Origin of the sequence: uncultured Rikenella sp., assembly GCF_910579375.1 — a bacterium.
In the GTDB taxonomy this organism is placed as follows: domain Bacteria; phylum Bacteroidota; class Bacteroidia; order Bacteroidales; family Rikenellaceae; genus Rikenella.
Map to the genome: position 1 here is coordinate 1 of NZ_CAJTUJ010000050.1, position 12,695 is coordinate 12,695.

General features: G+C 47.4%; 10 protein-coding genes. 9 read left to right on the forward strand and 1 reads right to left on the reverse strand.

The genetic code is table 11. The features are described 5' to 3' along the window. From QZ302_RS05765 to QZ302_RS05805, 9 genes are all read left to right on the forward strand, one after another. The coding region (locus QZ302_RS05765) for a glycosyltransferase family 2 protein (protein WP_294593524.1) at positions 1 to 868 on the forward strand (868 nt) is incomplete at its 5' end. 130 nt (positions 869 to 998) lie between these two features. Then, positions 999 to 2,126: a hypothetical protein gene (locus QZ302_RS05770; RefSeq protein ID WP_294593526.1), complete on the forward strand. Its 1,128-nt coding sequence runs from the start codon at positions 999 to 1,001 to the stop codon at positions 2,124 to 2,126. A gap of 7 nt (positions 2,127 to 2,133) precedes the next feature. Then, positions 2,134 to 3,180: an EpsG family protein gene (locus QZ302_RS05775; RefSeq protein ID WP_294593528.1), complete on the forward strand. Its 1,047-nt coding sequence runs from the start codon at positions 2,134 to 2,136 to the stop codon at positions 3,178 to 3,180. 49 nt (positions 3,181 to 3,229) lie between these two features. Beyond that, positions 3,230 to 4,315 (forward strand): glycosyltransferase family 4 protein, encoded by a 1,086-nt coding sequence (locus QZ302_RS05780; RefSeq protein ID WP_294593530.1) that lies wholly within the window; start codon positions 3,230 to 3,232, stop codon positions 4,313 to 4,315. A gap of 6 nt (positions 4,316 to 4,321) precedes the next feature. Continuing rightward, the gene (locus QZ302_RS05785; RefSeq protein ID WP_294593533.1) at positions 4,322 to 5,422 is read left to right on the forward strand and encodes a glycosyltransferase family 4 protein; all 1,101 of its coding nucleotides are present in this window, start codon (positions 4,322 to 4,324) and stop codon (positions 5,420 to 5,422) included. Between the two features lie 2 nt (positions 5,423 to 5,424). Next, positions 5,425 to 6,243, forward strand: coding sequence for a glycosyltransferase family 2 protein (locus QZ302_RS05790; RefSeq protein WP_294593535.1), 819 nt, complete (start codon positions 5,425 to 5,427; stop codon positions 6,241 to 6,243). After that, a complete protein-coding gene (locus QZ302_RS05795) occupies positions 6,236 to 7,231 on the forward strand; it encodes an NAD-dependent epimerase/dehydratase family protein (protein WP_294593537.1) in 996 nt (331 codons plus the stop codon). Before QZ302_RS05790 ends, QZ302_RS05795 begins: the two co-directional genes overlap by 8 nt. Before the next feature lie 7 nt (positions 7,232 to 7,238). Further along, entirely contained in the window at positions 7,239 to 8,447 is a 1,209-nt protein-coding gene (locus tag QZ302_RS05800; RefSeq protein ID WP_294593539.1) for a polysaccharide biosynthesis protein, read from the forward strand. 183 nt (positions 8,448 to 8,630) lie between these two features. After that, positions 8,631 to 10,997 carry an ABC transporter permease gene (locus QZ302_RS05805; RefSeq protein ID WP_294593541.1) on the forward strand — a complete coding sequence of 789 codons (2,367 nt, stop codon included), beginning with the start codon at positions 8,631 to 8,633 and terminating at the stop codon, positions 10,995 to 10,997. Positions 10,998 to 11,023: 26 nt separating this feature from the next. Here the strand turns inward: QZ302_RS05805 and QZ302_RS05810 are convergent, their stop codons facing one another. Next, complete coding sequence (locus tag QZ302_RS05810; RefSeq protein ID WP_294593543.1) at positions 11,024 to 11,878, reverse strand: ATP-binding protein; 855 nt, start codon at positions 11,876 to 11,878, stop codon at positions 11,024 to 11,026. Positions 11,879 to 12,695: the final 817 nt, after the last annotated feature.

Below are 12,695 nucleotides of genomic sequence, written 5' to 3' on the forward strand. Positions count from 1 at the left end.
CGTAGTGGTGATCGACTTGAAAGAGAATGTCCGTCAGGGAGGAGCACGAAACCGAGGAATCGAAATCGCGCGAGGAGAATATATCGGTTTTGTGGATGCGGACGATTGGGTCGATCTCCGAATGTTTGAGAAACTATATAACAAAGCGAAAGAAACAAAGGTAGAGGTTGTATCCTGTGGCCTCGACTACATTGATTCGACAAATACAATATCCGGCGCAAACATCAAAACGAATCTCTTGGTCAATGGAATAATCCATGAAGAGCAACGAGAATTACTACTCATAGGAATGCAAAATTTTGCAGCCGGTAACTTGATTCGAAAATCCTTATTATTCCAGCATTCCATTCGATTTCCGGAACAAATTTTCTATGAAGATAATTATTTTAATGTCGTAGTCGGATTATACGCCAATGGTTATACCTATGTTTTTGAATGTTTATATCATATTTACATCAATCCAGACTCTACGACACGTAGACGAAACACCACACATGTCTCCCAACGAATAACTGTCTTGAAAATGATTTTAAATCATTTTCAACAACAAGGTTATTCCAAAAAATATCATAAATTTCTTAATTACTATACAGCTCTAACACTATATCTTTGTGCTTTCGAATATCTGGATCGACAAGACATGCCGAGCTATCATTTTATTCAAAAAATCCACCTCTATTTACACTCCTATCGGATCGATCGTTGCAATCCTTACTTGTTAAAACACTTTGGTTATCGAGGCACTCTGGCCGTTTGGTTACTTCGCCACCTCCCAAAAATATTTTGGCATTCCTGGATCTTATCCAACAGATTACACCTTAACACATGGCCTTTAATGCATTTATCACGCAAAAATCAAAAATCATAACCCTCACTCCCTAAACACAAAACGGACAATAGACAATAATAGACAGCATACACATCTTCCATAAGGTACCGTTTTTATTTACTGCGTTTTCTTCCTACATTTGTAGATACCCGTACAGTATCCGCTTGGAATGAAGAACATCGTCATTATTGACCACGAACCGCTGTCGGTCCGAAGACAACATATTTTTCATATAGATCAATTACTCAATGCTGGATTGCAGGTGGAACATTGGGATATGTCCCCCTATTTTTATCCCGGCATGCAGATCGTCGATACGATTCAAACCGATTACAGCTTCCGGTTTTCCACTCTGAAAGACTTACAAAGCCGCCTTCAATCAATCGATCTCTCTCACACCCTGTTCATTGTCGAAGCTTTCGACCGTTGGCCCAACCGCCATTTCTTCCGACTCTTAAGCGACAACGGGTGTTACATGATTCGTATGGAATTATACTCCACTGCGACATTGGATGAGCTACCGCTTTGGCGCAAAATTTTAGCCTCGACTCCTCGACAAATCGCTCTTGGGATCTGGCATAAAGTACAACAAAAATTATACGATTACTACAAACGTATACACAAGATAAATGGTTACAACCTTTCGATCCGCTCGGGAGGAAAACAACCGGCTGACGTATATATCAACCATCCAGACTGGGAAGCTTATCAACAGGCATTGCAATCTGCATCTTCAGAAACTTCACAACAAAAAAATGTGGTTTTTCTGGATGAATTTTTTCCACTCCATCCGGATTGTCAATATTTTTTAAAACAGACTCCGGGCGATGCACAAACCTACCGCGATAGTTTGAACCGTTTTTTCGATCGGGTTGAAAAACAATACGACGTAAAAATCATTATTGCTGCTCACCCGAAAGCAGAATATGCTCCGGATACCTTTGGCGGACGAGAAATCGTAAAATATCGCACTGTGGATCTGGTTCGCGATGCTGAATGGGTCATCATGCACAGTAGCGCAGCCTTTTCCTTTGTCGTAATGTTCAATAAACCGTTGATGTTGATCACTACCAACGGCTACACCCGAACACGGGCACAGTACCGCCATTTGTTGCGTCTGTCTCGCCTCACCGGTTTATGCCCTATCGACATCGATCAACCGAACCAGGAAATCGTACCGGCACAACATATCCCGAAAGAGATACGCAACCGATATATTTATGAATATCTGACTAGCCCCGGAATAGAAAATCGTCAAACTATTGATATTTTATTTGAGACTTTGACGACCTTGTAAACCAACCATGGACTTTCAGAGTACAATTATTTACACCCTATTCCTAATCGGATGCTGTTTGTTAGCACGTAAAACGGAAGTTAGCAATTATAATCCGGTCTGGACATTTACTACTTATATCTTTGTTGTTATTTTTTGGTCAATACGATACAAAATAGGCTATGACTACAATGGTTATGTATTTGGATTCAAATTGATCCGTCATGACGCGCACAATATGCTCGAACCAGCCTATTATGCTATCAATTGGATATTTAAAGATAGTGCAATAGGGTACATCGGTGTCTTTGCCGTCATGAGTATCATCTGTTATTATTTTCTTTTTAAATTATTTATTCGAGAACGGATTTTAACATATGGGCTTTTCTTTTCGTTGGCCTTTCAACTCCAATTCATGGCAGCAAACCAAATCCGGCAATGCTTTGTTTTGATCGTTTTTTTAAACATTGTCCATCTATTGGAAGAAAAGAAAATCTGGACTTTCGTCAAATGGTCTTTATGCTTAATGCTCTTTCATATTTCTGCGATTTTTCTATTATTAGCAATTCCATTTAGCAAAGTTCGATTTTCTAGGTTGTTTTGGTGTATTTTATTATTAGGAACCTATGTTGTTTATTTGGCTGGATTTTTCAGATTAATCGGTAATAAACTCATGTCACTATTACCACTTTATGAAAGATATCAAAATACAAGTCGAATGGAAGCCGAACAAACCGGCTTCTCCATTGTAATGTTGTTTTGGATTATTGTTGCCTTATATTTACTCCTATACAAGAGAACTATTGACCGTCCTGTCTTGTTTAATATTTATTTTTGTGGAATGATTTTTTACTGTGCATTCTTTGAGTACCACCTCATCACCCGAGTGATGGTCTATTTTACTTATCTAAATGTATTATTAGCCGGAATCTTATGTAAGCGAAATCAACGTGACGGATTGGCATTGATTGTTATTTCTTTTATCGCTTATTTGCTTCTTTGTTTAAAAATCCCGAACTTGCATGGAATACAACCTTATCAAACCTTGTTTCAAGAAAAAATAGAACGAGTATAAAATGCTTCACATTGTATATTGTATCCATGGAACCTTCAATTCCGGAGGAATGGAGCGCATATTGGCCAATAAAGCAAATTATTTGTGCCGCAAAGGATATAATATAACTATCATAACAACCGACCAACAGGGCCGCAAGGATTTTTTCCCTCTTTCTTCATCCATACAACGATTTGATCTGAAAATCAATTATACTGCTACAAAACGAAGAAATATTTTCAGTACAATTATCCGTCATTTATGGAAAACCCATGTACACAAAAAACGATTGTCCCAAGTGCTGAAAAAGTTGAAAGCAGATGTTGTAATTTCTATGTTCTGTAATGAAGTCAATTTTCTATATCAAATTAGAGACGGCTCCGTCAAAATTGCAGAAATTCATTTTGCGAAATATTTTCGTCAAAAATATGGCCGTTCCGGTTTTTGGAAATTAGCAGATTTGTATAGAGATCGAAAAGAGAGTCGATTGATCAACCGTTACCATCGTTTCATTGTCCTGACAGAACAAGATCGGCTGAGATGGGGCGGTTCGTCCAACATATGTACCATTCATAATGCTTGTACTTTTCACCCCCAAAAATTGGCAAGCTTAATGGAAAAAACTGTACTTGCCGTGGGGCGATTTTCTCATCAAAAAGGATTTGATTTTCTTATACAAGCATGGAATATCGTTGCTTTTCATCATCCGGACTGGAAGCTTCGTATCGTTGGAGATGGTGAGCTGAAAGAACAATTAAAAGGTCTGATTTCTAAACTGAAATTAGACCAACAAATTGAATTAATTGCACCAACAAAAAATATTGAAACAGAATACCTCAATGGAAGTATTTTTGTAATGAGTTCACGTTATGAAGGACTCCCAATGGTTCTATTGGAAGCCGCTTCATGTGGACTTCCCTTAATTTCTTTTGACTGTCCTTGCGGGCCAGCCGAAGTCATCCAATCAGAATGGAACGGTTTATTGGTTGATCCAGAACAAATCGAACTACTCGCTAAGGCTATTAATCGATTGATCGAAAACCCAACCTTACGTTTAGAGATGGGAAAGCATGCGTTAGAAACCGCAGCAAAATTCTCGGAAGAACTTATCATGGCACAATGGATGAATCTATTTGATGAGATTCGCCCACATTAAGACGCTATGAAGAAAAGAATCATTTTTATTACACCAACGATTAAAACCGGAGGTGGGAATCGCGTATTTTTTGAATTGGCTAATATCTTATGTCATTCATATGATATAATGATTGTTTATCCGAATAACTCGGATGAGGCGAATACCTTTCACTTGGAACCGGAAGTCCGACTTCACGTGATAGGGAAACGAGCCAAAGAAAAATGGACGAAATTGTACAATCTTTTTCGCTTGATTCGTTACATCAATCGGAACCATCAGCAAGACATCATTATATATACTGACCCGATTTTTTCCATTTTTGCTGCTAAAGGCATTAAAGTCCCACAATCATACCGATTCATTCAAGCGGATGATTATCGTATTTTTGATGATGGTATGGTTTTAGGGAAGGGTCTTATACTTAGGTTATACAAACGACTGTGTTTGTGGGCTTATCAAAAACAACACATCCACTATTTGTTCAATTCTCATTATACTTATGAACGATACTTACAAGATTCCGGATATCATAAAGTGCCTTACCTATTGATACATCCGGCTATTAACCATGATATTTTTCGGATTAAACAACGTCTGCATACTGAAACACCTAAACCATCGATTTGTTTGGTTGCACGCAAACATCCATCGAAAGGATTGGATACTTTTATTCAGGCTTTTCAATCATTACCTCCTGAGGTCTTATCACAATGTGGCCCTATTAAATTAATAAGCCATGATAATTTATCCGCATTCAAGACTCAAGGGATGGAAATCATTCGCCCAAAATCGGATAATGACATTGCAGATGTATATAATATATCTGATATTTTCATTTCTACATCATGGCGGGAAGGATTTGGTCTACCTCCTTTAGAAGCAATGGCTTGTGGATGCGCTTGTATTATCAGTAGATCAGGAGGAGTAGACGAATATGCGATTGATTTGCAAAATTGTTTAATGTTTGAACCTAAAGATGTTTTGAATCTACAAACATTAATGATGACTTTAATTCAAAATTCGACTCTAAGACAACAATTGAGTAGAACAAGCCTTAGCACTAGCAAACTGTTTTCTTGGGAAAAATCAGCAAAACAACTCATAGATATCCTGAATAAGAATTAGACATGATAACTGCCAGTATCGTCACATATAATACAAATCCGGAACTGCTACGAACGGTTATCGATTGTGCGGTAAATTCCTGTATTGAACGCATATACGTGATCGATAATTCGACTGCTGATACGCTGAAAGCATTTGTAGGCTCTCTGTCTGACAAAATCGAATATATCCACGGACAGGGAAATGTAGGTTACGGATCTGCACATAATATTGCGATGCGGCTGGCTATGGCTATCGGTGCCGAATATCACATTGTGCTCAACCCTGATATTCAATTTAAGGAAGGAACTATTGAATCTCTACAGGAATACATGGATCAAAATCCAGATATTGGACATGTGATGCCTCGCATCGTATATCCTAATGGAGAATTACAGTATGTTTGTAAAATGATCCCTACCCCTGCAGATTTGATTTTCAAACGTTTCTTACCATCATCATGGACAAGTAGGAGTATGCGTAAATTTCAGTTGAAATTTACCGATTATGACCATGAAATGAACGTACCTTATTTATCAGGATGCTTTATGTTTTTTCGGGTAAACGTACTAAAAGATATCGGCCTTTTTGATGAACGTTTTTTTATGTATCCTGAAGATATTGATATCACACGACGTATTCATGAAAAATATCGAACAATGTATTATCCGGCGGTAACCGTTATTCATGCACATGCTGCTGAATCTCGAACCAACAAAAAAATGCTGAAAATTCACATTGCGAATATGATTCGATATTTCAACAAATGGGGGTGGATATTCGACTCAAAACGAACCGCAATCAATAAAGCATTGTTAAAAGAATTAAATTATCATGAGTAAGATAGCTCTTATTGGCGGCAGCGGATTTGTCGGTACACGACTGATCGAGTTGCTCCGAAAGCAACATCAAGTCTGCAATATCGACAAACAAGAAAGTCATTTTCATCCCGACCTGACCATTATCGGTGATGTGCGTGACACCGCCAAACTCACCGAACAACTCGCCGGAGGTTTCGATGCAGTCATTCTTTTGGCCGCAGAGCACCGCGATGATGTATCGCCGGTTTCATTGTATTACGACGTCAACGTACAAGGCGCCCGAAACGTGCTCGCTGCCATGGAGGCAAATGGTATCCGGCGAATTGTCTTCACCAGCTCCGTCGCCGTGTACGGGCTCAACAAACGCAATCCCGACGAGCAACATCCCGCCGATCCGTTCAACCACTATGGGAAAAGTAAGTGGCAAGCTGAAGAAGTGCTCCGCGAATGGTACGATGCTGATCCGACACAGCGAAACCTGAATATTTTGCGGCCAACTGTAATTTTCGGCGAACGAAATCGAGGTAACGTATACAATTTGCTGCGGCAGATTGCCGGTGGAAAATTTCTGATGATCGGAAAGGGCGAAAACAAAAAGTCCATGGCATATGTCGGAAACATCGTAGCTTTCATCGAATTTCTACTGACCGTACAAACAACCGGATACCATGTGTACAACTATGTCGATACGCCGGATTTTACCATGAACCAATTGGTGGCACATGTAGGCAGCGTTCTCAAAAAACATATTCCGGCGACTCATTTCCCATACTGGCTTGGAATGCTGGGGGGGTATGGGTTTGACTTCTTGGCTTGGATTACTCGGAAAAAATTGACTGTCAGTTCAGTCCGCATAAAGAAATTCTGTGCCACAACCCAATTCGATGCCACAGCAGCTCACACAGCCGGATTCCAAGCTCCTTATACATTAGGGCAAGGACTTGAACGAACTTTAGAATACGAATTCGTCCATCCGCAACCGGACAACATCACTTTCATTTCCGAATAACCCAACCATGTTCCACCTCGCGCAATTCATAAAAGACCGTGTCACAGGGAGGCAAACCAGTATGTTTGCACCCGATATCGATGCTAACCGGAAACGACTCGCGGAAGAAATCGAAGGCAAAAGCGTGCTGGTCATCGGTGGTGCCGGGACCATCGGATCGTCGTTCATACGGGCTATCCTGCCGTTCCGACCGGGCGCCCTGACCGTCGTGGATATCAACGAAAACGGACTTACAGAACTCACGCGCGACTTGCGGTCGACGCCGGGCGGGTTTGTTCCGGAAGAGTACGTAACCTACCCGATGAATTTCAACGACGCCGTGTTCGAAAAGATGTTCCGTTCGCACGGCGGATTCGATATCGTGGCCAATTTTTCTGCACATAAACATGTGCGGTCTGAAAAAGATGTGTATTCCGTCGAAGCGCTGCTCGAAAACAATGTGCTCCGTGCCAGGAAGCTGCTGACCCTACTGGAAGAGTTCCCGCCGAGGCATTATTTCTGCGTCTCGACCGATAAGGCGGCCAATCCGGTCAATATCATGGGTGCGAGCAAGAAAATCATGGAAGATATGATTATGGCCTACTCCCATAAATTTCCGGTCACCACGGCGCGGTTTGCCAACGTGGCATTCAGCAACGGCAGTCTGCCGGACGGATGGATGCAGCGCATTGCCCGCAAACAGCCGCTCTCGGCGCCGAATGACGTGACCCGGTACTTCGTCTCGCCGGACGAGAGCGGGGAGATCTGTATGCTGGCTTGTATGCTGGGGAAAAGCGGGGAAATCTACTTCCCGAAGCTCGGGAAAGAGCAGGTGAAAACCTTTTCGTCCATCGCGACCGACCTGCTTACCGCCATGGGGTATCAGGCTGTCGAATGCACGGGAGAACAAGAAGCGATCAATATGGCCGCACAACTCGATGAGGGCGATAAGAAGTATCCTGTATATTACTCAGGAAGCAATACCACGGGCGAGAAACCGTACGAAGAGTTTTTCACCGACGATGAAACCACCGACATGACACGGCATGAGGCTTTGGGGGTGGTAACCAGTGTGCAGCCGCGGCCGATGGGGGAAATCGACACGCTGTTTACGCGACTGACCGAGGCGTTCGCCCGTCCTTCGGTTACCAAGGCCGAGATTGTGGAGATCATGAAAGAGTTTCTGCACAATTTCGAACACGAAGAGAAAGGGCTCAATCTGGATTCCAAAATGTAACGCTTCGTCGCGGAGTTGTGAGCGGCAAGCGACCGGTCGGGATTGTCCAAAAATTAGACAGTCGGTGTCAAGAAATTAGACACTCCGGCCCGAAAAGAGTTTTTTAAAACCGCTCGGGATCAGGACGTTGAATCGAACGGCACGATTCTGGCTCGGAATCAGCGAAATCAATCTCGTTTCCCTATGAGCAACTCTCTCCAACTGAAGGCCTTCTGGAACTTCCTGCAACGGAACAAGCTCTTTACCGCCATCAATATCTTCGGATTCGCCGTATCGCTCGCTTTCGTCGTACTCATCGGGCTATACGTACAGGACGAACTGTCGGTCGATGATTTTCAGGCCAATAAGGAGCGGATCTTCCGGCTCGAATACGCCGAAAGATCGAACCTGCCGCCCGCTTTGGGGGCCGCGGTGGCGGCACGGTATCCGGAAATCGAAGCCGTTACCCGCATCTACGCTTGCGACCTCACCGTCGCGCCCATAGCCGGATTCACCGCCGAGGAGAACACCGCCGACGGACTCTTCGTCGACTCTTCCTTTTTCTCCATCTTCTCCTATCCCTTTGTCGAGGGATCACCCGCTACCGCCATGCAGACCTCGCGTGACGTCGTTCTGACCCGTCGGTTCGCCCGGCGAATCTTCGGAAACGAGCCGGCAACGGGACGGACGCTGCACATCGGCAAGGACGACTTCACGGTCGGCGGCGTAGTGGACGACTTCGAACACTCCGTTTTCCGGAGTCCCGACATCCTGCTGCCGGTCGAAAAGGCGTTCGCCGTCGCGTATGGAATAGACGACCCGTCCCAGATGGCTGTCATCAACGGAAACTATGACTTCGGACTCTATCTGTTGGGCCGGCCCGGCAGCGACCTTGCGACCCGGCTCGACACCGCAGAGCTGAACCGCCTTTTTCTGGAGGATCTTCAATTGGATCTTTTCCGGTCGGGGAACATCAATCATCCGCGGCTGTGCCCGTTGAAAGAGGTCTACCTCAGTCCGATTCCCGGCCAAGGCACCCGTTCCAACACCCGCACCTATCTGCTGATTCTCGGCGCGACGGCTGCGCTGATCCTCCTTTTCGCCGTCATCAACTACATCAACCTGTCGGTGGCCCAGAGCGGTTTCCGGGCTCAGGAGGTCGCCATGCGGAGGCTCTTAGGAGGGTCGCGAGGCAGTCTGTTCGCGGGATTCATCGTCGAGTCGCTGCTGCTCTGCCTCGTCTCGTTCGGGATTGCCCTGCTGCTCGCTTCGACGGCAGAACCGTGGTTCCGAACCGTCATGCAGAGCGACATCTCGGTCGCCAAGGGCTTTACGACCGGGAATGTCGTCCTGGCGTTGGTCGGTGTCGGACTGATCGGGACGATCTCGGGACTCGTGCCGGCCTATGTGCTGACGCGTACCGAACCGATCGACATCGTCCGGGGGACTTTCCGGCGGCAGACCAAGATGGTTTACAGCAAAATCCTGATCACGTTCCAGTACGGCATCACCATCGTGCTGATCGGCTGCACGATCACGATCGGACGGCAGTTGGACTTCATGCGGCACAGCGACCTGGGGTTCGACAGCGCGCATGTAATCATCTGTAAAAATCGGTTTACCGCCTCGCAACGGGACGCTGTACGAGGCGAATTGATGTCGATTCCGGGCGTGACGGCCGTTTCGTTCGCCGACAATCTTCCGGGTATCGGTCATTATAATGGCCGGTATGGCCATTACGATCTCGACCAGCGGTTACACGATCTGGCCGGTTTCAACGGCGACTCGGCTTTTCTGAATGTGCTGGGCATCGTGCCGCTGCGGGAGACGGGCCGGGTGAATGCGGACGGGAGGCGATATTGGCTGACGGAGACGGCCTGGCGCGATCTGGAGCTGGCGGAAGACGCGACGGAATATACCCGTGGCGAAAATCCTCGCTACAACTTTGCGATTGCCGGTCTTTTGCGGGATTTTCACGCCGACAACTTCACCGAACCGATTCTTCCGGCGGTGGTGTGCGTCATTCCGGAGTACCGGGGGCGACAGGTGCTGATACGGGTGACACCCGCCGCCGGCTGGGCTGTGATGGATCACATCGCGGAGGTCTACAACCGTCATGCGGGAGGGAACTATTTCAATGGCCGTTTCCTGCAACAGGACATCGACAACCAGTATCGCACCCAACAGCGGATGGGCGAGATGGTGGGGGTATTTGCGCTGCTGGCGATCGTGATTTCGGCCCTCGGGATGCTGGCTATGGCGACCTATTTCATGCGCCAGCGGGAGCGAGAGGTGGCGGTGCGGAAGGTGTTCGGTTCGACTTCGCGGCAAGCGTTGGCCCGGATGATGGCTTCATTCCTGAAATTAGTCGGGGTGGCTTTCGTCGTGGCGGTGCCGGTGATCGGGTATCTGATGAGGGGGTGGCTGGCGGGATATGCCTATCGGATTCCGCTGTCGTGGACGATCTACGCGTTGGCGGGAGCGGTGGCGCTGCTGATTGCCGGAAGTTCGGTCTTGTGGCAGTCCTGGCGAACGGTACGAGCCAATCCGGTGGATGTCCTGCGCAAATAGGTCCGAAACGATCCGATGGCGGAGAGTTATTCCGCCATCGGATGAACGATGTCGCTGATCTCGGTCACCCGGTCTGTCCAGCCGTTCATCACCAAGGCCGGAGAATGGGTGGCCAAAATCAGCTGAAGGTTCGGATTCAGCGTCCGAACGTCGTCGATCAACCGCCGCTGCCAGTCGAAATGGAGCGATATTTCCGGCTCGTCCATAATCAGGATGAAATCCCGGCCCGACTGGATCAATACGGTGGTCAGAATGATCAGGATCTGTTTCTCGCCCGATGAGAGCTGGTGGGGCGAGATCATCGTTCCGTACTGGGTGCGGAACTGCAAGGTGTCGCTCTCGCGATCGACGCGTTTGCCGGTCGCTTCCAACAGGGCGTCGATGATATCGAAGTATTGGGTGCGACGGGTGGTCAGCGAGGTGATGTCTTCCATCGTCCGACCGGCCTGCAAGGCGGCGATGACGCGTTTTCCCACCTCCAGCTGGTAGGTCAGATAGCGGTTCTGGAGCCGGTACAGCTCCCAGTCCAGATAGGTGGCCACGGTGCCGTCGGAGAGTTTATAGATGGCTTCGCTCTCCTGCAAGGTGGTGTCGAAGGTGCTGATAACAGCCACGTGGAATGCCGCGGGGTCGAACGGGTGGTCGGAACCGGCTCGTCGGCCGTCGGCGAACTCGACTTCGATCGAACGCATCCGGCACCGGTGTCCGGCCGATACGGCGCCGCGGGTGAAGAGGTCGCTCAGACAGCGCAAAACGGTGCTCTTGCCGCTCCCGTTGCTGCCGGAGAGGATGTTCACTTCGGGCGAAAGTTCCCACACGAGGTTGCAGACGTTCCACAACCCGCGCACTTCGATCTTCCGTATGTATTCCTGTGTTGCCATTATTTTCGTTCTTCTGGATAGAACCGCGCAAGGCGGTCATTGGGGTATAAAAACGCCTGACCTCATCAAGTCTTGTCCGGGCGGCTGTGTCGGAGTTCCCGCAGCACCGCCCCGGGCTACCGCGAAAGCACAGATGCGAGATTTGTTTATGTAGGTGGCAGTGGATACAGCTGGTCTCTTTCTGTCACCGATTCTAATAGCCTAAATTTGGTTTTCGTTGTGACGTGGCTCCTTCCGAGCAACGCAATCTATCGCGCTTACGGTTCTCAGTTGCGTTGCCTCTCGGAATAAACGCGCCCAAAGGGCGTTTTTTTTGGCAACCTCTACCCTACTTTTGAGCTGAATCCTGCGGTTCGCAGAACCGCGCGGGCCGGACGCCTCCCCCTCGGGAGGCCCGCAATGTTCGCATGCTCACTGCGCCCACTCCCAGGCGTCCGACCCGAATCAATTCCAGCCTAATGCACCACTCCAATTCTGTCGAGTTCGGCCTCGGCGCGCCTTGTTGATGCAGCCCGCCGCCGGGGGTGGCGGCGAACTGCGCGACCTTTCAGGTCGCAAGCATTCAGCCTAACTCACTGCCCAATTCACAACCTAAATCTGTTGTGTTCGGCCTGTCGCCCATCCCCCCGAGGCGCTCCGCGCCTGGGCGACAAGGCCGGCGACCTAAAGGTCGCAACAATTCCGGCACCAGCACTGCCCCAATTCTGTCGGGTTCGTCCTCGGCGCGCCCCCCACGCGCCGCTAAAGCGTCGCCCTCGCCGAGGACGGCGACCTAACGGTCGCACGAGCACCGCCTGAAAATCAGGCACAGCCCAAG

Excerpts from the sequence above, each read along its gene's own strand:
- QZ302_RS05770 (WP_294593526.1), top strand. The coding sequence starts at position 999 with ATGAAGAACATCGTCATTATTGACCACGAACCGCTGTCGGTCCGAAGA.
- QZ302_RS05775 (WP_294593528.1), top strand. The coding sequence starts at position 2,134 with ATGGACTTTCAGAGTACAATTATTTACACCCTATTCCTAATCGGATGC.
- QZ302_RS05780 (WP_294593530.1), top strand. The coding sequence starts at position 3,230 with ATGGAGCGCATATTGGCCAATAAAGCAAATTATTTGTGCCGCAAAGGA.
- QZ302_RS05785 (WP_294593533.1), top strand. The coding sequence starts at position 4,322 with ATGAAGAAAAGAATCATTTTTATTACACCAACGATTAAAACCGGAGGT.
- QZ302_RS05790 (WP_294593535.1), top strand. The coding sequence starts at position 5,425 with ATGATAACTGCCAGTATCGTCACATATAATACAAATCCGGAACTGCTA.
- QZ302_RS05795 (WP_294593537.1), top strand. The coding sequence starts at position 6,236 with ATGAGTAAGATAGCTCTTATTGGCGGCAGCGGATTTGTCGGTACACGA.
- QZ302_RS05800 (WP_294593539.1), top strand. The coding sequence starts at position 7,239 with ATGTTCCACCTCGCGCAATTCATAAAAGACCGTGTCACAGGGAGGCAA.
- QZ302_RS05805 (WP_294593541.1), top strand. The coding sequence starts at position 8,631 with ATGAGCAACTCTCTCCAACTGAAGGCCTTCTGGAACTTCCTGCAACGG.
- QZ302_RS05810 (WP_294593543.1), bottom strand. The coding sequence starts at position 11,878 with ATGGCAACACAGGAATACATACGGAAGATCGAAGTGCGCGGGTTGTGG.